General features: G+C 66.5%; 22 protein-coding genes. 7 read left to right on the forward strand and 15 right to left on the reverse strand.

All coding sequences use genetic code 11. The annotated features are described in order from the left end of the window. Nucleotides 1-31 precede the first annotated feature (31 nt). From EPB08_RS15395 to EPB08_RS15440, 10 genes are all read right to left on the reverse strand, one after another. Nucleotides 32-412 carry a hypothetical protein gene (locus EPB08_RS15395; RefSeq protein WP_130620003.1) on the reverse strand — a complete coding sequence of 127 codons (381 nt, stop codon included), beginning with the start codon at nucleotides 410-412 and terminating at the stop codon, nucleotides 32-34. 42 nt (nucleotides 413-454) lie between these two features. Continuing rightward, nucleotides 455-1216 carry a LytR/AlgR family response regulator transcription factor gene (locus EPB08_RS15400; protein WP_130620004.1) on the reverse strand — a complete coding sequence of 254 codons (762 nt, stop codon included), beginning with the start codon at nucleotides 1214-1216 and terminating at the stop codon, nucleotides 455-457. Next, nucleotides 1213-2478 carry a histidine kinase gene (locus EPB08_RS15405; protein WP_130620005.1) on the reverse strand — a complete coding sequence of 422 codons (1266 nt, stop codon included), beginning with the start codon at nucleotides 2476-2478 and terminating at the stop codon, nucleotides 1213-1215. The genes EPB08_RS15400 and EPB08_RS15405 overlap by 4 nt, the downstream gene beginning before the upstream one ends. Nucleotides 2479-2612: 134 nt before the next feature. Then, complete coding sequence (locus tag EPB08_RS15410; RefSeq protein WP_130620006.1) at nucleotides 2613-3242, reverse strand: GIY-YIG nuclease family protein; 630 nt, start codon at nucleotides 3240-3242, stop codon at nucleotides 2613-2615. Between the two features lie 82 nt (nucleotides 3243-3324). Further along, nucleotides 3325-4224, reverse strand: a complete 900-nt coding sequence (locus EPB08_RS15415; RefSeq protein ID WP_130620007.1) for a hydroxymethylglutaryl-CoA lyase — start codon at nucleotides 4222-4224, stop codon at nucleotides 3325-3327. Nucleotides 4225-4301: 77 nt separating this feature from the next. Continuing rightward, nucleotides 4302-6299 carry an ATP-binding protein gene (locus EPB08_RS15420; RefSeq protein ID WP_130620008.1) on the reverse strand — a complete coding sequence of 666 codons (1998 nt, stop codon included), beginning with the start codon at nucleotides 6297-6299 and terminating at the stop codon, nucleotides 4302-4304. A 243-nt stretch (nucleotides 6300-6542) separates the two neighbouring features. After that, a complete protein-coding gene (locus EPB08_RS15425; protein WP_130620009.1) occupies nucleotides 6543-7061 on the reverse strand; it encodes a cupin domain-containing protein in 519 nt (172 codons plus the stop codon). A 91-nt stretch (nucleotides 7062-7152) separates the two neighbouring features. Next, nucleotides 7153-7545 carry a VOC family protein gene (locus EPB08_RS15430; protein ID WP_130620010.1) on the reverse strand — a complete coding sequence of 131 codons (393 nt, stop codon included), beginning with the start codon at nucleotides 7543-7545 and terminating at the stop codon, nucleotides 7153-7155. A gap of 45 nt (nucleotides 7546-7590) precedes the next feature. Then, nucleotides 7591-8376 carry an enoyl-CoA hydratase/isomerase family protein gene (locus EPB08_RS15435; protein ID WP_130620011.1) on the reverse strand — a complete coding sequence of 262 codons (786 nt, stop codon included), beginning with the start codon at nucleotides 8374-8376 and terminating at the stop codon, nucleotides 7591-7593. Nucleotides 8377-8496: 120 nt separating this feature from the next. Then, nucleotides 8497-9588 carry an MBL fold metallo-hydrolase gene (locus EPB08_RS15440; protein WP_130620012.1) on the reverse strand — a complete coding sequence of 364 codons (1092 nt, stop codon included), beginning with the start codon at nucleotides 9586-9588 and terminating at the stop codon, nucleotides 8497-8499. 307 nt (nucleotides 9589-9895) lie between these two features. On the opposite strand from EPB08_RS15440, the gene EPB08_RS15445 reads away from it, so the two are divergent. From EPB08_RS15445 to EPB08_RS15455, 3 genes are read left to right on the forward strand one after another with little or no spacing between them, the layout of a single operon-like run. Next, nucleotides 9896-10141, forward strand: coding sequence for a FeoA family protein (locus tag EPB08_RS15445; RefSeq protein WP_130620013.1), 246 nt, complete (start codon nucleotides 9896-9898; stop codon nucleotides 10139-10141). Further along, the gene (gene feoB / locus EPB08_RS15450; RefSeq protein WP_130620014.1) at nucleotides 10138-11973 is read left to right on the forward strand and encodes a ferrous iron transporter B; all 1836 of its coding nucleotides are present in this window, start codon (nucleotides 10138-10140) and stop codon (nucleotides 11971-11973) included. The genes EPB08_RS15445 and feoB overlap by 4 nt, the downstream gene beginning before the upstream one ends. Beyond that, the gene (locus EPB08_RS15455; protein WP_130620015.1) at nucleotides 11970-12269 is read left to right on the forward strand and encodes a DUF6587 family protein; all 300 of its coding nucleotides are present in this window, start codon (nucleotides 11970-11972) and stop codon (nucleotides 12267-12269) included. The genes feoB and EPB08_RS15455 overlap by 4 nt, the downstream gene beginning before the upstream one ends. Nucleotides 12270-12313: 44 nt before the next feature. Here the strand turns inward: EPB08_RS15455 and EPB08_RS21155 are convergent, their stop codons facing one another. Together EPB08_RS21155 and EPB08_RS15465 are read right to left on the reverse strand one after the other, a co-directional pair. Next, nucleotides 12314-13270, reverse strand: coding sequence for an SRPBCC domain-containing protein (locus EPB08_RS21155; protein ID WP_205746365.1), 957 nt, complete (start codon nucleotides 13268-13270; stop codon nucleotides 12314-12316). Continuing rightward, nucleotides 13267-13635, reverse strand: a complete 369-nt coding sequence (locus EPB08_RS15465) for an ArsR/SmtB family transcription factor (RefSeq protein WP_130620016.1) — start codon at nucleotides 13633-13635, stop codon at nucleotides 13267-13269. Before EPB08_RS15465 ends, EPB08_RS21155 begins: the two co-directional genes overlap by 4 nt. A gap of 99 nt (nucleotides 13636-13734) precedes the next feature. On the opposite strand from EPB08_RS15465, the gene EPB08_RS15470 reads away from it, so the two are divergent. Continuing rightward, a complete protein-coding gene (locus EPB08_RS15470) occupies nucleotides 13735-13914 on the forward strand; it encodes a hypothetical protein (RefSeq protein WP_130620017.1) in 180 nt (59 codons plus the stop codon). A gap of 27 nt (nucleotides 13915-13941) precedes the next feature. On the opposite strand, the gene agaR is transcribed toward EPB08_RS15470, so the two are convergent. The 3 genes from agaR to EPB08_RS15485 are packed head-to-tail and all read right to left on the reverse strand — an operon-like array spanning nucleotide 13942 to nucleotide 16939. Continuing rightward, entirely contained in the window at nucleotides 13942-14751 is an 810-nt protein-coding gene (gene agaR / locus EPB08_RS15475; RefSeq protein ID WP_130620018.1) for a transcriptional repressor AgaR, read from the reverse strand. Next, nucleotides 14748-16007 carry an amidohydrolase family protein gene (locus EPB08_RS15480; RefSeq protein WP_229238363.1) on the reverse strand — a complete coding sequence of 420 codons (1260 nt, stop codon included), beginning with the start codon at nucleotides 16005-16007 and terminating at the stop codon, nucleotides 14748-14750. The genes agaR and EPB08_RS15480 overlap by 4 nt, the downstream gene beginning before the upstream one ends. A 14-nt stretch (nucleotides 16008-16021) precedes the next feature. Further along, the gene (locus EPB08_RS15485; RefSeq protein ID WP_130620019.1) at nucleotides 16022-16939 is read right to left on the reverse strand and encodes a class I fructose-bisphosphate aldolase; all 918 of its coding nucleotides are present in this window, start codon (nucleotides 16937-16939) and stop codon (nucleotides 16022-16024) included. Between the two features lie 94 nt (nucleotides 16940-17033). Between EPB08_RS15485 and EPB08_RS15490 the strand changes: the two genes are divergently transcribed. Genes EPB08_RS15490 through EPB08_RS15500 form a run of 3 tightly spaced genes read left to right on the forward strand, consistent with a single transcriptional unit; the run spans nucleotide 17034 to nucleotide 20055 of the window. After that, the gene (locus EPB08_RS15490) at nucleotides 17034-18203 is read left to right on the forward strand and encodes an SIS domain-containing protein (protein WP_229238364.1); all 1170 of its coding nucleotides are present in this window, start codon (nucleotides 17034-17036) and stop codon (nucleotides 18201-18203) included. Continuing rightward, complete coding sequence (locus tag EPB08_RS15495; protein WP_130620021.1) at nucleotides 18200-19126, forward strand: carbohydrate kinase family protein; 927 nt, start codon at nucleotides 18200-18202, stop codon at nucleotides 19124-19126. Before EPB08_RS15490 ends, EPB08_RS15495 begins: the two co-directional genes overlap by 4 nt. After that, on the forward strand, nucleotides 19123-20055 hold the full coding sequence (locus EPB08_RS15500; protein ID WP_130620022.1) for a 1-phosphofructokinase family hexose kinase: 933 nt from the start codon (nucleotides 19123-19125) through the stop codon (nucleotides 20053-20055). Before EPB08_RS15495 ends, EPB08_RS15500 begins: the two co-directional genes overlap by 4 nt. Nucleotides 20056-20238 lie beyond the last annotated feature (183 nt).

The following is a 20238-nucleotide window of genomic DNA, read 5'->3' on the forward strand; positions in this document are numbered from 1 at the left end:
GCGAGGTCCCGCGCGCCGGGGCGAGGTGACTTCAGGGGGAGGGCGTGGCGCTGGCGATGGCGGCGGCGAGTGGCGCGCAATCGCCGTCCGGTGCCGCCGTGGCGGCGACGCAGCTGCGGAAGCCCGGCGGCAGCGAGGTGAAGGTCATGGTGTCGCCTTGGCCCACGCTGAACTGCTTGGGCGGTGACGGGCAGGCGGCGCTGGCCGGGGCACAGTCGTCGGCGATCACGGTGTAGTGACACTGGCCACTCTCGCTGCGCAGGCAGCGGAAGGTAGCTAGCTGGCCGATGACGTGTACCTGGCTGTAGACCACGTCGTGGCCGTTGGCGATGGCATGCACGACGACCGTGCGTCCTCGTTCGCAGCCGGTAAGGCAAAGCAGCAGGCAGATCGAAGCAATGAACTTGTTCATGATCATCTCGTGCGCGATGGGGTGCGCGTCGTGGACGGGGGCTTACATGTTTCGGAACAAAGCCATGAACGGCTGGCTGACCACCAGCGTCTCGGGCCGCTGCTTGAGGCGCAGCGTGCCCTTGCCGGTGTCGTCGCGGACGATGGATGCCACGGCGCGCAGGTTGACGATGGTGGAGCGATGAATCTGCTTGAACGTGTTGGGGTCGAGCACGGCGGCCAGTTCACGGATGGGCGTGCGCAGCAGCGCTTCGCCCTCGGCAGTCATCGCCACCGTGTACTTGTTGTCCGCGCGGAAGTAGGCGACGTCGTCCACCATGATCAGGCGCGTTTCGCGGCCGTTGCTGGCGGTGAGCCAGGTGAGCGGCGATCGACCGGAGCCGCTGTTGACGCTCAGGTCGCGCAGCAGGGCGGCGAGTGCGGAAGCATCCGGCGCCTGCGTGGCGCGCATCTTGATGCGCTGCACGGTGGCGGCCAGGCGCTCGGTCGTGATGGGCTTGAGCAGGTAGTCGATGGCGCCGCGCTCGAACGCATCCACGGCGTACTGGTCATAGGCCGTGGTGAACACCACCTGGGTGTTGGGACTGGCTTCGCTGGCGGCGGCAGCCACTTCCAGGCCGCTCAGGCCCGGCATGCGGATGTCCAGGAAGGCGACGTCCGGGCGATGCTGGTCGATGGCTTCCAGCGCGCTGGCACCATCCTCGCATTCGGCAACGATCTCCAGCTCGGGCCAGGTCGTCGCGAGCAGTTCGCGCAGCGCCTTGAGCAGCAGCGCTTCGTCTTCGGCGATGAGGGCCGTGGTCATGATGAGACCTCCGCATTGTCCTTGGCCGTACGTACCGGAACGATGATGGTGCTGGCGACGCCCTCGGGCGCATTGGTCACGACCGACAGCGAGGCTTCGGGACCGTAGATCAGGCGCAGGCGTTCGCGCACGTTCTTCAGCCCGATACCCGTGCCGCCCGTCGCGCCGGTGAAGCCCAGTCCGTCGTCCGCCACGGTGATCGCCACCTTGCCGTCGTCGCGAAGTGCGCGGATCCATACCGTGCCACCGCCGGGTTTGCGCTCGAGGCCGTGCTTGATCGCATTCTCCACCAGGGTCTGCAGCATCATCGGCGGCAGCGAGATGGGGCGCAGCACATCGGGCACATCGATCTCCAGCGCCAGTCGCGGACCCATGCGCAGCTTCATGATCTCCAGGTAGGCCCGGGTGCGCTCCAGCTCGTCGCCCACGGTCGACAGCGCGTCTTCGGTCAACGGCAGCGAGTGGCGCAGGTAGTGGATCAGGTGACCCAGCATCTGGTCGGCCTGGGCAGGATCGGTGCGCGTGAGGTATTGCGCGCTGGCGAGCGTGTTGTAGAGGAAGTGCGGTTCCACCTGGGCATGCAGCAGGTTCAGGCGGGCGACGGTGCGTTCCTTCTCGCTTTCCGACTGCGCGGCGCGGGCTTTCTCGTGGCGGCGCTTCTCGGCGACGCGACGGGTGATGGCCCGGATAATCGCCTCGGCATTCTCCAGGTTGGTGCCATCGTCCACGCGGAACCAGTCGCTCCATGCACCGGCTTCGGGTTCGCAGATCAGTGTCACGCTGCTGATGCCGTCGCCCGGCGTCACCGTGGCGAAAATCTGGTTGCGCAGGTGTCCAAACCAGGTTCCGGGGTCCAGACGTCCAAATGGACGGTGGCCGTAGGTGATCGGCCGCTGCACCTTCGCACGAACCTGCAGGCTGTCGCGTGCGCTTTCCACTTCTTCGGTACGTGGAAGCTCGCGTATGGCGGCATCGAGCAGGTCGAACGACTCGTCCGCATCGAAGGGAATTTCCACGCGGCGGCGCTGGCGGTTGCCCAGCGTGTCGTCGTCGACGCGACCGGCCACAAGTCGCACCCGTCGCAGGTGCGATACCGCGCCGGTGACCACCATCAAGAGGGCGATGAAGATCAGCAGTACGACCGTGCCAGCCATGTCGTGATGGCGAAACGGCGGGCTGTCGGCGAGCACGAGCGCCACGAACAGCAGGACCAGGAACCAGGCCACGACCAGTCGAGCAACGAACAGCAGGCTCTTGAACACGACACTACCCTGTGAAATGGCTATGGACGGAGCATACCCAGCCCGGCTGCCGACGGAACCCGCTTCGCGATGAAACGGGCATCCCGGCGACGAAACCGGGAAACCATGGGACGAAAATCGACAGGGAGCGGGCGCTAGGAGCGGTAGAGCGCCCGGTGCGCGCCGTAGCGGTACCACTCGGCGACGGCATCGGGCAGCAGGTCGGCCAGTGGCAGGCCCATGGCCTCGCACATGGCCAGCGTGTCCAGCAGCGCCAATTCCAGGGGCCCCGGGCCCGACAAGGCCGCGTGTTCACGCTCAAGCCTGGCCTCGGCCAGCATCCGTTCGCTCCAGTCGTAAAGCGCGTCCGCTCGCTGCGAGAGCTGGTCCGCAAGCCAGGGGCGCAGAGGACGATGCAGCGTCAGCCCTTCATCCAGGGCAAGTTGGTAAGCCCGCGCGGTGACTTCTTCGCCGATGCCGCGATACCACTCGGTGTGCCCGGCGGCCGCAACCGGCACGACCAACGGAGCGGGTGCACGCTGCTCGATCCACGAGGTAAGAAACAGACGCTCGATGCGGCGCGCCTGCGCCACGCGGTCCACTTCGATCAACAAGCCACGCTCCAGATCGAAGAACTCGAAGAAGCGCCGGTGCAGCGTGCGAAAGCGCTCCAGCGGTTCGCGCGAGAAACCGATCTTCAGCAGGTCTTCGTCGCGACAGGGCAGCACGTACACGTAGGCGCGCCCGCGCGAAGCGAAGCGCGGTTCGGTGAATGCCTCATCCATCGCAAGAGGGCAACGTTTCGTGGCGGTGTGGAGGGGAGGGCATGATGTACCCAGTCCGTCTCACCGCGCCGGACGCGTCACGTCAGGCGGCAGTGCGTGCCCGCGTCACGCGGCTCGCCGTTTCCTTGTGCAACTGGCCCGCGAGCCAGGCACCGGTGGCGATCAGGATGTCCAGGTCGATGCCGGTGTGCATGCCCATGCCGTGCAGCATGTACACCACGTCCTCGCTGGCGACGTTGCCAGTGGCGCCCTTGGCATACGGGCAGCCGCCCGTGCCGGACACGGCGCTGTCCACCACGCGCACGCCTTCCTCGAGGCAGGCCAGGATATTCGCGAGCGCCTGGCCGTAGGTGTCATGGAAATGCACGGCCAGTGCGTCCATCGGCACTTCCTGTGCCACGGCATGCAGCATCGCGCGTGCCTTGGCCGGCGTGCCGACGCCAATGGTGTCGCCCAACGAAACCTCGTAGCAGCCCAGTTCGTGCAGGCGGCGCGCCACGCGCACCACGTCGCTTACCGGCACCTCGCCCTGGTAGGGACAGCCGAGCACGGTGGAGACATAGCCCCGTACCTTCACGCCATCGGCTTTCGCGCGGGCGAGCACCGGCATGAAGCGCTCGATCGACTCGTCGATCGATGCATTGATGTTCTTCTGGTTGAACGCTTCGGAGGCGGCGGTGAACACCGCAACCTCAGTGACGCCCACTGCGCGGGCGCGCTCATAGCCCTGTTCGTTCGGCACCAGCACGGGAAAGCTCACGCCCGGCACCTTGCGGATGCCCTGGTAGACCTCCGCCGCATCCGCCATCTGCGGCACCCACTTGGGGCTGACGAAGCTGGTCGCTTCGATCGACTGCAGGCCGGTGCTGGACAGGCGATCGATCAATGCGATCTTCACATCGGTCGGCAGCAGCGTCTTCTCGTTCTGCAGGCCGTCGCGTGCACCGACTTCGACGATGCGTACGTGGTTGTTCGTGTTCATGGTCAAAACCTGGCTCGCTGGAGGTACTGGCAGTGTGGAAAATGCGTGGACAGTGCTGCGTTTCGGCCGCCTGAGATTCAGTCGGCGAAGCGCACGAGCACCGCATCCGCTTCGACGAAATCGCCTTGTGCTGCTCCGATGCTGGCGATGGTGCCGGCGCGTGGCGCCTTCAGGGCCAGCTCCATCTTCATGGCTTCCATCACCAGCAGTTCCTGGCCTTCTTCCACCGCATCACCCGCACTGGCTTTCACCAGCACGATGCGGCCTGGCATGGGGGCCACGACCTGGTTGCCGCCACCGCTTTCCTTCGATTGCCAGGCGAAGGCGGGGGCGCGCTCGAAGGTGTGGCGATTGCCATCGGCATCATGCACGGTGATGCGCGAGGCATCGACGCGCACGGGAGCGCGCAACGACTCGCCATTGAAACGCGCGCTGAGCGTGGCGTTATCGCGGCGTGCGCCGCGGACCTCGGCGCTGTCCTCGCCATGATGCAGGCGATAGTCGCCAGCGTGGCCGTAGGCTTCGACTTCGTAGCGCTGACCATGCAGCGACAGCGCCACGATGCGCTTGCCGGCGTGGCCGACGCGCCACGCGTCTGCACGTGCCCAGGGTGAGTAGGGATCGGAACCTTGGGTGGATCCCGCAACGACGGCCTGTTCCTCGTCCATCAGAGCGGCGATGGCCGCGGCAAACAGCACACTGGCATCAGGTGCCGCATCGCCCGCCAGGAACTCCGGCAGATGACGATCGAGGTAGCCGGTATCGATGCGCCCCTCGACCACGACGGGGTGACGGGACAAGCGCTCGAGGAAGGCGATATTGGATTTCGGGCCGACGATCTCACTGGCCATCAAGGCGTCGCGCAGACGCTGCAGGGCCTGCGGACGATCCTGGTCCCACACGATCAGCTTGGCGATCATCGGGTCGTAGAAGATCGTCACGGTGTCGCCTTCGATCACGCCACCGTCGAGGCGCACATGGCGCGATGGCGTGGGAAGTTGCAGCTTCAACAATTTGCCGGAGCCTGGCAGGAAATTCTGGTCGGGATCCTCGGCGTACAGGCGCACTTCGATGGCGTGGCCGCGCGCGTGGATCTGGTCCTGCGTCAACGGAAGCGCCTCGCCCGCGGCAATACGCAGCTGCCATTCGACCAGGTCCAGGCCGAGCGTTTCTTCGGTGACCGGATGCTCCACCTGCAGGCGCGTATTCATCTCCATGAAGAAGAACTCGCCGTCCTGTCCCACGATGAATTCCACCGTGCCGGCACCGACATAGGCCACCGCCTGAGCGGCGGCCACGGCGGCGGCGCCCATCGCCGCGCGACGCGCGTCGTCGAGGAAGGGCGAGGGCGTTTCCTCCAGCACCTTCTGGTAGCGACGCTGCGCCGAGCACTCACGTTCGTTGAGGTGGATGACGTTGCCGTGGCTGTCGCCGAATACCTGGAATTCGATATGACGCGGGTGTTCGACATAGCGCTCGAGAATGACGCGCGTGTCGCCGAAGGCACTGGCCGCTTCACGCTGTGCCGAGGCCAGCGCATCGGCGAATTCACCTTCGCTGCGCACGATGCGCATGCCTTTGCCGCCGCCGCCGGAGGCCGCCTTGATCATCAGCGGGAAGCCGGTGCGACGCGCTTGTTCGGCGAGCACGTCGGTCGACTGGTCCTCGCCGTGATACCCCGGCACCAGCGGCACGTCGTGCTTTTCCATCAGCGCCTTGGCTGCGGCCTTGGAACCCATCGCATCGATGCTCTCCGGGCGCGGGCCGATGAAGGCGATGTCGGCATCGGTGCAGGCGCGTGCGAACGCGGTGTTTTCCGAAAGGAAGCCGTAACCCGGATGGATGGCCTGCGCGCCGCTCTTGCGCGCCACCTCCAGGATGGCATCGCCGCGCAGGTAGGACTCGGTGGGACGCGGGCCGCCGATGGGCCATGCTTCGTCCGCCAGGCGCACGTGCTGCGCATTGGCGTCGGCTTCCGAATACACCGCGATGGTGTGGATGCCCAGGCGCCGGCAGGTGCGGATCACGCGGCAGGCGATCTCGCCGCGGTTGGCAATGAGTACGCGCTGGAACATGCGGCTTCCGGGGTCGATGCGAAGCTGTCAAAACTAGCAGATTGCGGTGCCGGAGCCGATGCGCGGCGCAGCATGATCGGAGGGTGACGCTACGTGTAGGAGCGCACCCAGTGCGCGACCGCGGCGCCTCGTCGACGCCGCCGTGTGTGGTTTTTGCGACGGAGTTCAGGGGGGGCGCGTCACTGCTGCGTAGGCTTTTCGCGCACTGGGTGCGCTCCTACATTTGCGGGCGATGGCGGGGCGTCATTCGCCTTCCCAGTACCCCACCGTTAGCTCCGCCTTGCTCACGTGGCGGAAACCTTGCGGCTTGCCGTCGGCACCGGGCGGGTATTCGGCCATGATTCCGAACTTGCCGGTATCGGGGTACTCGCAGATTTCCGGCGATTGCTTGGTGCTGACGGCGAGATAGCGCAACTCGGTGTCGCCGGTGTTGATGATCTGGTGCGCCGCCTCCGGGCCGCCGGGCGGGCAGGCGATGACATCACCCGCGCGGATGGCGTGGCGCTCCTCGCCGATGCGCACTTCGCCGCTGCCTTCGAGGATGAAGAACATTTCCTCGTTCACGCGATGGCAATGCAGGGGGAACGCGCGCTTGCCCGGTGGCACGGCGGTGATGTTGTAGCCGAGTTTCTGTGCGCCGATCTGCGCCGAGAAGCGGCCCATGCGCGCTTCATAGCGTTCGGCGGTTTCGCCCGTCGGGCCCATGCCGGGGGGAAAGCCCTGCAGTTCAACGTCGGCGATGTTCATGATCGGGCGTGGCATGGCGGATGTCCTTGGGTCTGATCCCCCAAGTATCCCTCCAGCGCGCCGGCTTCGCGGGTGCGGGAAGGCATGGGCCTCCCGCAGTGATGGGTCATGCCGGTCGATGGCAGACCGCTTCGATGTTGTGGCCGTCGGGATCGAGCACGAAGGCGCCGTAGTAATGCTCGTGGTAGTGCGGGCGCAGGCCGGGCGCGCCATTGTCCTTGGCTCCCGCCGCAAGGGCGACACGATGGAACGCATCGACGGCGGCGCGGTCAGGGGCCGTGAAGGCGACATGCACGGGGCCCGCCGGGTGACCGTTGTGTGACGTGCCGATCCAGAAGCTTGGCTTGCCATCGGCGCCGAAGCCCGCGTGATCGCCATCGCCGGTCTGCTCGGACGTCACTTCCATCAGCAGGGTGGCGCCAAGAGGCTCGAGCACCTTGCGGTAGAACTCGCGACTGCGTTCGAAACCGGAAACATGCAGGCCGACGTGGTCGAGCATGGCGTCACTCCTTGTGGACGATCGAAGCGGGAAGCGGGATGCCTGTCAGCACCAGCGCGGCGCGCGCTTGCCAAGGAAGGCGCCGAGGCCTTCCTGACCTTCGTCGGACACGCGCAGTCGCGCGATCAGCGCGGCGTTGTCGCGGTCGATCCGTTCGGCGTCTTCCTCGGTGGCGCCTGCCATGCGCAGGGCCAGCTGCTTGGCTTCGGCCTGCGCGACCGGGCCGGCCTTGGCGAGCAGGGCGAGGGTGGCGTCAACCGCTTCATCCAGCTGTTCGGCAGGCACGCAGCGGTGCAGCAGGCCGATCTCCCATGCGGTGGCGGCATCGAACAGCTCGCCGGTGAGGAACAGGCGGCGCGCGTGGCGCAGGCCGATCGCATGGATCACATAGGGCGAGATGACGGCGGGAACCAAGCCCAGCTTGACCTCGGTAAGACCGAAGCGCGCGCTGTCCACGCCGATGGCGATATCGCAGCAGGCGATAAGGCCTACGCCGCCGCCATAGGCCGCGCCGTTGACGCGCGCAACGGTCGGCTTGGGCAGGTACTGCAGCGTGCGCATCAGGCTCGCCAAGCGCAGCGAGTCTTCGCGGTTTTCCGTTTCGCCGGCCGAGGCCATGCCGCGCATCCAGTTGAGGTCCGCGCCGGCCGAGAAGCTGGCGCCTTCGCCGGTGAGCACCACGGCGCGCACGGTGCCGTCCCTGCCTGCGTCGGCCAGCGCATCGGAGAGCTCCGCGATCAGGTTATCGTCGAACGCGTTGTGCACCTGCGGACGGTTCAGGGTGATACGGCGAACGCCGGCGTGGTCGGCGATAAGAATGTTGTCGGTCATGGGGCCTCCATCGGATGACGACATCTTAGGGCCGAAACACCTCGCGCGTGATCGGCGCGGCCGCCGGCGTGCGACGGCGCGTGATCCGGGCGCCGCAGACGCCGCCAGTGTTGCGCGAGTTCAGTCCTTCGCCGGCAGCACCAGGAATTCAGCCGCTTCCAGCGCCGATCCCTGCCAATGGCCGGGTGCCACATCACGCCACCATGGCTGCACGGCGTCGACACGCGCGGGTTCGATGGATTCGCCCAGGCGTGGCATCACCAGACCTTCGGGCGCTTTCGCCAGCAATACGTCCGCGGGCTCCGCCCAGGGATGCATGGCGAGGTTGAAGGTTCCCCAGTGCACCGGCAGCAGCTTGCCGCTGCCGAGCTGTCGCCACGCATCGATGGCATTGTCCGGCCCCAGGTGCACGCTGCCCCAGGAGGGATGGAACGCGCCCACTTCGATCATCACCAGGTCGAACGGACCCAGCCGCTGTCCGATCTCGGCGAAGTGGGGCGAGAGGCCGGTGTCGCCGCTGAAGAACACGGCATGCCGCTCACCACGAAGCGCGAAGGACGACCACAGCGTGGCATTGCGGTCACGCAGGCTACGGCCGGAGAAATGGTGCGAGGGTGCGGCGGTGATGGTCAGCCCGCGTGGCAGCGAAACCTGTTCCCACCAATCGAGTTCGGTGATGCGTTCCGCCGGTACGCCCCAGGCTTCCAGGTGGACGCCGACACCCAGCGACGTAATGAAAGGCACGCGCAGCTTCGCCAGCTCGCGGATGCTCGGGTAGTCCAGATGATCGTAGTGGTCGTGCGAGATCAGCACGGCATCGAGTGGTGGCAGCGCGCTGATATCCACCGGCACGGGCTGGAAGCGCTTGGGTCCGAGGAAGGAGAACGGCGACGCGCGTTCGCCCCACACGGGGTCGGTAAGGATGCGCACGCCATCGATTTCCAGCAGCACGGTGGAATGACCGAGCCAGGTGGCGCGCAGGCCGGTTTCCACCGGGCGCGTCCAGCCGTTGCGCGGGTCGAGCGCGGGCAGCGGTCGTGCCGGCGTGCGTCCCTCGCCACGAAAGACGAAGTCGACCAGCGACGGCTGTTCATCCGTCATGCGCGGGGTGCTGGCGGGGTAGGTGTTGACGAAGCCGCCATCGGAGTACTGCGCCGACGACTGCATGCGTTCGAGCCGCAGGCCCGTCGCGTGTCGGGAGAACCAAGCCATGGAAGACCTCTTCGGGTAGATGGGGAAGTTTTGCCACGGCTCGACCGAAAGAACGGCATCGGATCACGCCATTCGCTGGCGCTGCGGCATGGGGTAGTCCTGCTATCGGGGTGGATGGGGTCTTTCCCAAGGCGCTGCATGGGTCACCGTGCCGTTCGTTGGGTTGGGCGCCGGTGCGTCGATTTAGGCGCAAGAAGCTGCACGTTTGATGGAATTTTGGCTAGGGAAACCAGCGGCAACGAACCACGCTGCAGTCGGAGTGAGACTCAGATACAATGCGAACCATTCTTATTTGAATTGGTGACCAGTGCGCCTGTCCGACCTGCCGAAAGGGGCTACTGCCGTGGTGGACCGAGTGGACGATGCTCATGCTTCCGACCTGATCGCGCAGCGCTTGCGCGACCTGGGGTTCGTGGCAGGCGAGCCGGTGCGCCTGGTGGCTGTCGGACCCATGGGCGCCGACCCGCTGCTGATTCAGATCGGTTCGACTCGTTTCGCGCTGCGCCGTAACGAAGCGGCGCGCGTGATGGTGCGCATGGAGACGGCCGCATGAGCGCCGACAGCCTGCGCATCGCCTTGGTGGGCAACCCCAATTGCGGCAAGACGGCGCTGTTCAACCAGCTCACCGGCGGTCGCCAGAAGGTGGCGAACTACGCCGGCGTCACAGTCGAACGCAAGGAAGGTCGTTTCACCGCGCCTTCGGGCCGCGTGCTGCAGGTGCTGGATCTGCCGGGCACCTACAGCTTCGACGCCGCCAGCCCGGATGAGCAGATCACCCGCGACGTGCTGGAAGGCAATTACCCGGGCGAATCCGCGCCGGACCTGATCATCTGCGTGGCCGACGCCACCAACCTGCGCCTGCACCTGCGTTTCGTGCTCGAAGTGAAGCGACTGGGTCGACCCATCGTGCTGGCGCTGAACATGATGGATGCCGCGCGCCGTCGCGGTGTCGTCATCGATGTCCCCGAACTGTCGCGCCGCCTGGGCATGCCGGTGGTGGAAACGATCGCGGTGAAGCGCGATGGCGTGAAGGCGTTGATCGCGCGAGTGGATGGCGAGATTCCCGACGCCGCGCCGGCGCAGCCGGATGACCCGGCCAGCCGCGCCGACCTGCACGCGCAGGTGCGCGAGCTGCTCGCCGCCACGGTGACCATGCCGCGCGCCACTGCCGAGCTCGACGACGCGCTGGACCGCTGGGCGCTGCATCCGGTGTTTGGCCTGGCGATCCTGTCGGTGGTGATGTTCCTGGTGTTCCAGGCGGTGTACGCCGCCGGCAAGCCGATGACCGACCTGATCGGCGATGGCTTCGGTTGGCTGGGCGAGCACGCGACTGCGTGGATGCCGGCCGGCCCGCTGCAGAGCCTGATCGTCGATGGCGTGTTCGGTGGCCTCGGCACGGTGATCGGCTTCCTGCCGGAAATCCTGGTGCTGTTCTTCTTCATTCTCGTGCTGGAGGAGTCGGGCTACCTGCCGCGCGCCGCTTTCCTGCTCGATCGCCTGATGGTGTCGGTGGGTCTCACCGGGCGCTCGTTCATCCCGCTGTTGTCGAGTTTTGCCTGCGCCATTCCCGGCATCATGGGTACGCGCAGCATCACTGATCCGCGCGACCGGCTCGCCACCATCCTGGTTGCGCCGCTGATGACCTGTTCGGCGCGTCTGCCGGTCTATGCGCTCTTGATCGGCGCGTTCATTCCCACGCGCAAGGTGTTCGGCATCTTCAATATGCAGGGCCTGGTCCTGTTTGCGCTGTATGCCGCCGGCATCGTCGGCGCGATGGCGGTGGCCTGGGTGATGAAGAAGCTCCGCCGCGATCGGAGTGAGCACGCGCTGCTGATGGAGCTGCCGTCCTACCGCCTGCCCAAGGTGCGCGACGTGGCGATCGGCCTGTGGGAGCGCGGCATGATCTTCCTGAAGCGCCTCACCGGCATCATCCTGGGGCTGACCATCCTGATGTGGTTCCTCTCCACTTTCCCGGCGCCGCCTCAGGGAGCGACGGGTCCGGCCATCGACTACAGCGCGGCCGGCTACATCGGTCGCGGCCTGCAGTACATCTTTGCGCCGTTGGGCTTCAACTGGCAGATCTCCGTGTCGCTGATCCCGGCGTTCGCTGCCCGCGAAACCGCCGTCGCCGCACTGGCCACGGTGTACGCGGTAGGCGGCGAGGGTGCGGGCCTGCAGCAGGCGCTGGCCGCCAACTTCTCGTTGGCCAGCGCGCTGTCGCTGCTGGTGTGGTTCGCGTTTGCGCCGCAGTGCATGTCGACGCTCGCGGTGATCCGCCGCGAGACCAACAGCTGGCGCAACGTGGGTATCTCGTTCGGCTACATGTTCGTGGTGGCGTACGTGGCCTCGTTCCTCACCTACCAGATCACGAGCCTGCTGACATGAGCACCGGGCTGCTGGTCCAGTACGTGATCATCGGCATCGTCGTGCTGTGCGGCGCGCTGATCACCTTGCGCAAGCTGGCGCCGCAGGTCACCAACCGCTGGCTGGCGTCGCTGGCGCTGCATCTCGATCGCGCGGATCGCTCTGCATGGCAGCGATCGCTGGGCCGCCACCTGCAGCCGAAGCAGGCCACCGGCAATTGCAGCGACGGCTGCAGCACCTGCGGTGCCTGCGGCCCCAAGCCGCCGGCGGCCGCACACGGTGCACAGCCGCTGGAATTCCGCCCGCGCGCCAAATGATCCGCAGGCGCCACGCAGCGCCTGCGTTCCCCGGCAGCTAGAGATTAGGCGCTGGTCGCCTGCTCGTAGTGCGCCATATGGCGGCTGAAGATCGGCCAGAACGGTTGGGGCTCGCGGCCCGCCAGGCGATCGGCCAGCACGTCCAGGTGTGTATGCCAGCCACCGCTGGTGCCGGCGATATCCGTGGGCGGCAGGCGGCTATGGGTAACCACCAGGCGCACCTGGTCACCTTGTGGCGTCAGCTCAAAACGGACTTCGGAAGGCTGGGCAGGGTTGCCCCAGGTAAAGCCGAGTAGCCGAGGCGGATCGCAGGCGGTGACCTGGTGCTGCGAGGTCACGCCATCGGCGTGGTCCTTGAAGCGTTCCGGCGCGGGGACGGGACTGCGTGACAGCTCGATGTGGTGGAAATGCAGCTCGAAATGACTGCCTACACGCATCTCCATCGTGCCGCTGGACAGCCATTGGCCCCGCTTCTCCGATTCGGTGAGATATGCCCATACGCGCTCGATGGGGCCGGGAAGCAGGCGTTCGAAACGGATCGTGTCCGCTGCCAACTGCTGGCGAGGCGGATGGTTGTGCAGGTTCTCGTCAAGATGGCCAAGGATCATGCCCCAGCCCTGCTGCGTGGCGTCGGCCCAGTCCGGCAGCACGTCCTCATGCGTCAGCACGAGTTCGCAGCCCTTGCCGACCGGCGAGATGTCGAGGGTCACGCGGGTGACGGCGGGGTCGTATTTCGGTACGGCGAAAGTGAACACGAGGCGCCGTGGGCGATCGATTTCCAGATACTCGCCGACATGCTCCACATCCTCGCCGTCGCGACGGGTGAAGCTGAAACGTCCGCCCACCCGCGGGTCGATGTCCACGTTGATCATTTCGCCGCTGTCGGTGGCGAACAGCCAGCGTCCCGCCGTGGCGGGATCGAGCCAGGCGTCGAAGACGCGCTCGGCGCTGGCGTCGAAGCGTCGGGTGAGGCGTAGGGAACGGAGGGCTGTCGTGTTCATCGCGGCTTACCTTTGCTTGGGGTTGGGGCCTTGGCGAGATCCTCGGCCTTGAGCAGGGCATCCAGCGCATCGAGCTGGCGATTCCAGAACTGCTCGTAGAAACGCAGCCATTCGTCGGCAGCGGCCAGTGGTGCGGGATCCAGCCGGCAGACATGCGTCCGCCCCTGGATGACACGCCGCACCAGACCCGCCCGTTCCAGCACCTTCACGTGCTTGGAGGCGGCGGCCAGCGACATGTCGAAGGGCGCGGCCAGCTCCCCGATGTTGCGCTCGCCCTCGGCGAGCCGACGCAGCATGGCGCGACGCGTGGGGTCGGTGAGCGCCTGGAATACGGCGTCGAGCGGGAGGGCTTGAGATTCAACCATAAGGTTGAATATCTACTCGTGCCCGATGAAAGTCAACCATTCGGTTAAATGATGGTGTGGGCGCAGCCGCTAGAATCCACAGACTTTCAGGAGTACGCGATGCAGCACACGCCCTCGACCGATACCGTGGTGCCCGGCGACACCAGCGAGATCACCGTGCCGCCGACCGCCATGCGCCATCCGGCGCACAGCGTGGTGGACAACATCGATATCGCCGGTCACGACGAAGTGGATCACGAGTCCGCCTTGCGCGACTCGACCTTGCGCGTACCGCGTTGAGGGTTGGCGGGCCGGGCGGCCCGCGCGTTACACCAGCTGCGTCTTCACGCCCTTGGCTTCCAGCGCCTGCACGTATTCGGCAGGCGCGGCGGTATCACTGATCACCAGGTCCAGATCGCTGACCGGCGCGATCACCGACAGGCTGCGCTGGCCGAACTTGCTGGCGTCCAGCACCGCGACGGCCTGGCGCGAGACGCGGATCATCAGCGCGTTGAGTGAGGCCTCCAGCGGATCGGGCGTGGTCACGCCCACGTCCGGATCCAGCCCATCTACGCCGAGGAACAGGCGATCCGCGGAAAGGCGGGACAGCGCCTGCTCGGCGTCCGGTCCGGCCAGCGAATAGGACGTCTGGCGTAGCAGGCCGCCCAGCATCATCACGCGCACAGACGGCAGGCCCGACAGCTCCATCGCGATGTTCAGCGCGTTGGTGATCACCGTGAGCGAGGTCCATTTCTGCTGGCGCAGCTGCCGTGCGATCTCGACCGTGGTGGAGCCGGAATCCAGGATGATGGTCTCGCCGTCCTGCACCAGCTGCGCCGCAGCCTGGCCGATGCGCCGCTTCTGCGCGTGATGGCGGGTTTCCTTGATGTTGAGCGGCGTGTCCAGCGCCGTGGGCGCGGCGGGCAGGGCGCCGCCGTGCGAGCGGCTGATCGCGCCCGCGCGGTCCAGTGCCTCGAGGTCGGCGCGGATGGTGACGGCGGAGATGTCGAACAGCGCCACCAGCTCGTCGACGGTGACGCGGCCCTGCTGGTTCACCATCTCCACGATGCGGCGCCGGCGCTCTTCCACCAGCAACTTGGGCGGCGGAGGCAGGGCGACCTTGCGTCGTGGGGTCATGGATCCATTCCTAGGAGTCGGGCGGCGTTGTCGTGGTACAGCTTGCGCAGTATCTCGCGCGGCAGGCCAACGCCATAGATCGACCAGCGCCCCTGCGGCGGTACGGCGGCAGGAGCGTAATCGAAGTATTCGTCCTCTGTCTCCAGGAAACGGTAGTAGATCTCGTAGAGCTCATCGCCCAGCAGCTGCTGGGGGACATCGTTGCCATAGGGCGCGGGCACCGCGTCGGTGCCGAACAGGATGCGGTCCTGGTAGCGCTCGAAGAAGCGGCGCGCCATGCGCGGCTGGCGCCCCAGCTCGCTGATGCGCGCGCTGATGTCCACCTGCACGTTGGGATGGCGATCCATGCAACTTGCGATGGCGGCGAGGTCTTCGGCCTGGTTGCCGACGTGCATCAACACGAAGGTGGTATTGGGATGGCGAGCGATCACGCGGTCGCGAGCCCGGAGCAGGTCGCGATGGCTGGGATACTCCGGGCCGTAGAACGACCAGTCCGGATGCTTGGAAAGCTCCTCGTAGCGCTCGTTGGTGCTGTCGCCGGGCAGGAAGAACGCTTCCGGGTCGGAAGTGTGGATGAACACCGGCATCTTCAGCGCCGCGCAGGTTTCCCACATCGGATCGAAGCGCGCATCGTCCACGCCCACCAGCTCGCCCTGGTCGATGCCCTCGCGCAGATACAGCCCCAACGTCTTCAGCAGCTTCAGTCCGGCTGCGCCGATGCGATGGGCGTGCTCGATCGCCTCGGCCTGCAGGCGCGAGTAGTCGGTTTCGGCGAACAGCGCGAACGAAGGCTCCGTCATGGTGCGGAAGCGTCCCGGTGCCACGGCATCGAAGCGCGCGATGGTTTCCTCCAACCCGCGGCCGGTGCCACCGGTGAGGTTGACCATGGTGCGGATGCCCTTGCGATCCATCAACGGCAGCAGCTCGGCGGGATCGGCGAAGTAACTCATCGCCTCGCCCAGCGACACGCCGCTGCGCGTTTCACTCATCCAGCTCAGGTGCGTGTGCACGTCGATCACCGGAAAGGCCGGTTTCTCGATGCGTGTCACCGGCACGTGCAGCATGCTGCGCGGCTGGAACTCGCTGAGCTGAAGGTGCTCGCCTTGCGGTGCGGCCGCGGTTTGCAGCGGATTCTTGCTGCTGCCGCCGCCAAGCATCGGCGGCGCGCAGCAACCGCAGCCGGTGCGCGTGGCAGTGAGGGTGTGGCGGCGCTCGGGGTCGAAGCGCCGCCGGTCGCGTGGGGTCGCGCGCAGCATCGTCACGTCCTGCGTCAGCGCGGGTAGCGCGCCATGATGTCGTGCGCCTGGCGGGTCAGCGCGACCGCCTGGTCGAACGGACGCAGCCACATGTTGCGGCCGAACATCACGCCGCTGGCGCCGCTCTGCATATAGAACTCCACCTTGCGCAGCACGGCCTCGTCGTCGTCGTTCTTCTCACCGCCGGAGAACAGCACCATCGTGCGGCCGGCCGAACGCACCACGCGCGCGCAGCGGGCGCCAGCGTCTTCCTGCAGCTTGTCGTACGGCGCCGGCACGTTGGCCACGCTGTCGTTGGGCTCGTGCAGCTTCACGATGTCCGCGCCCAGCTCCAGTGCCACGCGTGCCGCGTAATCCTGCGCGAACAGCGTGTTGGTGCCGCCCTTGGCGTTGACTGCGCTGCCGCGTGGATACGACCACAGCACCAGCGGCATGCCGAAGCGCTCGCAATCCTGGCGCACCTTTTCGAACTGGCGGAACTCGTCGTGCTGGCGCGGCGAACCCACGTACATGGTGTAGCCCACCGCATCCGCACCCAGGCGCACCGCGTCTTCCACGGACGCAAACAGCGGCGAGGTGGCGTCCGCATCGCTGGGGATATTGGTCTTGCCATTGAGCTTGAGGATCAGCGGCACGCGGCCGCAGTACTCGGTCATGTACTTCTCGGCCAGGCCAATGCCCAGCGCGATGGCGGAAAAGCCGCCGGCCTCCGCGAGCTCGAACTGATAGCTCGGATCAACAGCCGGCGGATGGGGAAAGAAATCGGTCGGACCGTGTTCCAGGCCCTGGTCCAGCGGCAACACCAGCAACGAGCCGTTGCGCGGGCCGCTGCCGTACAGCAGGCGCCACAGGCGGGTGCGCTTGCCATGCGAGAGGGGCAACGAAGCCAGCTTGCTGGAGGAAAACGAAGGCGCTTGCAAGTTGTGTTTCATTTCGAATACCGTGGTATTGAGGTTTCGTTAGATTTCGTTTTACATCATATTTCATCAGATGACCATGCCTGTCAAACACGCCACGAACATTTCGATGCTGGAATCCCTGCAGACCGCCCCTGCTGCCGAACAGCAGCGACTGGGCTATGCGGACACGCTGCGCGAGATCCTCCAGCAGCCGGTTACCTGGCGTGACACGGCCGCGCGCCTTGCCGATGCGGGCACGCGCTCGATGCTGAAATCGCTGCTGGCCGCGCAACCCGCGCACATCGTGCTGACCGGCTCGGGCAGCTCGGTCTACGTGGGCGAGTGCGTGGCGCCGGTGCTGCAGGCGGCGCTGGGCATTCCTTGCATTGCGATTCCCGCGGGTACCTTGCTGACTTCGCGCCGCGGCGTATTGCCAGCGGGACGCGGCCTGCTTGTATCGATCGCACGTTCGGGCGACAGCCCGGAGAGCACAGGCGTGGTCGACCAGGTACTCGCTGCGGAACCCGGTTATGCGCATCTCGCCGTGACCTGCAATGCGCAGGGCAAGCTGGCGACGCGTTACCGCGACGAGCCGCGCATGCATGTGCTGCAGCTGGACGAGCGCACCAACGACCGCAGCCTGGTGATGACCAGCAGCTTCACCAACCTGCTGTTGGGTTGCAGTGGCCTCCGCCATGGCGCATCGAGCGAAGGCGACGCACGCCTGGCGGATGCGGCAGCGGCTGTCGCCGGCCAGGTATTCGCGCGCTACGGCGATGCACTGGCGAATGCCGCGGCGACCGACGTACCGGCTGCTGTTTATCTCGGCAGCGGCGCGGCGCTGGGTGCGGCACGCGAATCGGCCCTCAAGATGCTGGAAATGTCCGGCGGCGCCGTACGCGTGTTGCCCGAAACCTTCCTCGGCCTGCGCCATGGTCCGATGTCGTGGCTGGACGAGCACTGCCTGGTCGCCGCCTTCCTCTCGGGCGAGCCTGGTGTACGCGGTTACGAATACGACCTGCTGCGCGAACTCAATCGCAAGAACCTCGGCGGCACGCGCGTCGTGGTCGGCGAGTCCATTCCCGACGACGTGGTCGGGCCTCGGGGCATCGCCATCGACCTGCCGGGCCTGTACGCGCTGGAGGAAGCGCAGCAGCAGATGATCCACGTCGTCGTGGGCCAGTTGCTGGCGTTCTTCCGCTGCCTGGCGCTGCAACAGCGGCCTGATGCGCCCTCGCAGGGCGTGCTCACGCGTGTGGTGGAGTCGTTCGTGATCCACGCGGAGGGCGACGCATGAAACCCGTGCTGGTCGCCGGCGAGATCAATGCGGACCTGGTATTTACCGGATGCAACGAACTGCCGGCGTTCGGCCGTGAAGTGCTGGTGGATGGCTTCCGTCAGGGGCCAGGCAGCTCGTCAATGATCTGCGCGATGGGCATGGCGAAGCTGGGCGACGGCGTGCTGTTCGCCGGTGTCGCGGGGCAGGACAGCTGGGGCGATTACTGCGTCGATGCACTGCGCACCGCGGGCATCGATACTCGTGCCGTGCGTCGTGATGCAAGCTTGCGCACGGGCCTGACGGTGGCGTTGTCGGCGGCGCACGACCGCGCGCTGGTCACCTATCCCGGTGCCATTGCCGCGTTGCGTGAGGAAGACATCAACGATGACCTGCTGAAGCAGGCTGGTCATCTGCACGTTTCCTCCTACTACCTGCAGCAGGCGCTGCAACCCGGGTTGGGCGCCTTGCTTGTGCGTGCTCGCGTGTGCGGCGTCACCACGTCGCTCGATCCCGGCTTTGATCCGGCGCAGAAGTGGGGCAGCGAGTTGCGCGAGCTGCTGCCATTGCTCGATGTCTTCCTGCCGAATGCCTCGGAGGCCTGCGCGATCAGCGGCGCTTCCACGCCTCAACAGGCGCTGCGGGCGTTTGCGAACGGCGTGACCCGCACGGTGATCAAGTGCGGCGCCGACGGTGCCATCGCGCTGGACGGCGACGGCCAGGTGGTGTCGGTGCCGGCGATTCGCGTGGATGCAGTCGACAGCACCGGGGCGGGCGATTCGTTCGATGCCGGCTTCCTGCATGCGTGGCGACGCACCTTGCCGTTGCGTGAATGCCTGCGCTGGGGCGCCGCATGCGGTGGGCTTTCGACGCGCGGCGTCGGTGGTACGGCGACGCAGGCGGACGAAGCCGATGTACGGCGCCTGCTGGCGGAACCCGCATGATCACTGTCGCCGGGTTCAACACTGCGATCGATCATCTGTTCCTGCTCGATGCCTTGGTGCCAGGCACCGTACAGCGCGCCTCGCGCGCGGAGCTGTATCCCGGCGGCAAAGGCCTGCATGTGGCGCAGACCATTGCGGCGCTGGGCGAGCGCGTGCAGCTGGTGGGGCTCACCGACGCCGCGCATCGCAACCTGATCACGCGCCGCATGGCGGAGCGCGGCGTGCTGTTCCATGGCGTCGAGATCGATCAACCGCTGCGCACCTGCATTGCGGTGCGCGAGCGCGAGGGGCGCTTTACCGAGCTGCTCAGCCCGGGCCCGAACGTGCCTGCGGCCACCCGCGAGCAACTGCTGCGAACCTGGTCGCGTTGTGCGGAAGAGAGCGAACTGCTGGTGATGTCCGGCAGCCTGCCGCGCGGTTTCGATGCGGATACCTATGCACTGATGGTGCGGCAAGCCACAGCGGCTGGCATGCGCTGCCTGGTCGATGCCAGCGGCGAGGCCCTGCGACAGGCAGCGGATTCCCATGCATGGCTGCTCAAGCCCAATCGTGATGAAGCTTCCGATCTCGCTGGCTGCCCGGTGCGCACGCTGAGCGATGCGGCCGACGTGGTGCGCGCGCTGCATGCGCAGGGCATCGCGCAACCGGTGGTGACGCTGGGCGCGGAGGGCGCCGTGGGGTTCGATGGACGTACGGCCTGGCATGCCTCGGTCACCCTGGCGCACAGCACCAACACCGTGGGCTCGGGCGACTGCCTGCTGGCTGGCCTCACCGTTGCCCTCAAGCGCGGCGAACCGCTGGAAGCGGCGTTGCGCCTTGGCGTGGCTTGTGGCGCAGCGAATGCCATGGATGAAGAAACCGGCTACGTGCGGCGCGAGTGCGTTGACGCGCTGCTCGGCCAGGTGCGTGTACGAAGGTTGGACGGCTGACGCAGCCACAGAACAAACACGGCCGCGGGAAGCCGAGGCCTATGAAGTTTTCTCGTGCTGCGGGGAAGGCAGCAGGCAACGACACAAGCGAGGTGGATGGCATGAACGGAGTGGTTGGGGGAGGCCGCGACAGCGGCATTATGCAGGGCGGGTACGCTGCAAGGCGCGTACGGAATCTTTCGT

It is taken from the genome of Dyella amyloliquefaciens (assembly GCF_004296575.1).
In the GTDB taxonomy this organism is placed as follows: Bacteria; Pseudomonadota; Gammaproteobacteria; order Xanthomonadales; family Rhodanobacteraceae; genus Dyella; species Dyella amyloliquefaciens.

Coding starts and splice junctions, on each gene's coding strand:
- EPB08_RS15400 (WP_130620004.1), bottom strand. CDS start 1,216: ATGACCACGGCCCTCATCGCCGAAGACGAAGCGCTGCTGCTCAAGGCG.
- EPB08_RS15435 (WP_130620011.1), bottom strand. CDS start 8,376: ATGACCGACAACATTCTTATCGCCGACCACGCCGGCGTTCGCCGTATC.
- EPB08_RS15425 (WP_130620009.1), bottom strand. CDS start 7,061: ATGCCACGCCCGATCATGAACATCGCCGACGTTGAACTGCAGGGCTTT.
- EPB08_RS15410 (WP_130620006.1), bottom strand. CDS start 3,242: ATGGATGAGGCATTCACCGAACCGCGCTTCGCTTCGCGCGGGCGCGCC.
- EPB08_RS15490 (WP_229238364.1), top strand. CDS start 17,034: ATGCTGGAATCCCTGCAGACCGCCCCTGCTGCCGAACAGCAGCGACTG.
- EPB08_RS15465 (WP_130620016.1), bottom strand. CDS start 13,635: ATGGTTGAATCTCAAGCCCTCCCGCTCGACGCCGTATTCCAGGCGCTC.
- EPB08_RS15500 (WP_130620022.1), top strand. CDS start 19,123: ATGATCACTGTCGCCGGGTTCAACACTGCGATCGATCATCTGTTCCTG.
- EPB08_RS15395 (WP_130620003.1), bottom strand. CDS start 412: ATGAACAAGTTCATTGCTTCGATCTGCCTGCTGCTTTGCCTTACCGGC.
- EPB08_RS15485 (WP_130620019.1), bottom strand. CDS start 16,939: ATGAAACACAACTTGCAAGCGCCTTCGTTTTCCTCCAGCAAGCTGGCT.
- EPB08_RS15455 (WP_130620015.1), top strand. CDS start 11,970: ATGAGCACCGGGCTGCTGGTCCAGTACGTGATCATCGGCATCGTCGTG.
- agaR (WP_130620018.1), bottom strand. CDS start 14,751: ATGACCCCACGACGCAAGGTCGCCCTGCCTCCGCCGCCCAAGTTGCTG.
- EPB08_RS15415 (WP_130620007.1), bottom strand. CDS start 4,224: ATGAACACGAACAACCACGTACGCATCGTCGAAGTCGGTGCACGCGAC.
- EPB08_RS15420 (WP_130620008.1), bottom strand. CDS start 6,299: ATGTTCCAGCGCGTACTCATTGCCAACCGCGGCGAGATCGCCTGCCGC.
- EPB08_RS21155 (WP_205746365.1), bottom strand. CDS start 13,270: ATGAACACGACAGCCCTCCGTTCCCTACGCCTCACCCGACGCTTCGAC.
- EPB08_RS15440 (WP_130620012.1), bottom strand. CDS start 9,588: ATGGCTTGGTTCTCCCGACACGCGACGGGCCTGCGGCTCGAACGCATG.
- EPB08_RS15470 (WP_130620017.1), top strand. CDS start 13,735: ATGCAGCACACGCCCTCGACCGATACCGTGGTGCCCGGCGACACCAGC.
- EPB08_RS15430 (WP_130620010.1), bottom strand. CDS start 7,545: ATGCTCGACCACGTCGGCCTGCATGTTTCCGGTTTCGAACGCAGTCGC.
- EPB08_RS15495 (WP_130620021.1), top strand. CDS start 18,200: ATGAAACCCGTGCTGGTCGCCGGCGAGATCAATGCGGACCTGGTATTT.
- EPB08_RS15480 (WP_229238363.1), bottom strand. CDS start 16,007: ATGCTGCGCGCGACCCCACGCGACCGGCGGCGCTTCGACCCCGAGCGC.
- feoB (WP_130620014.1), top strand. CDS start 10,138: ATGAGCGCCGACAGCCTGCGCATCGCCTTGGTGGGCAACCCCAATTGC.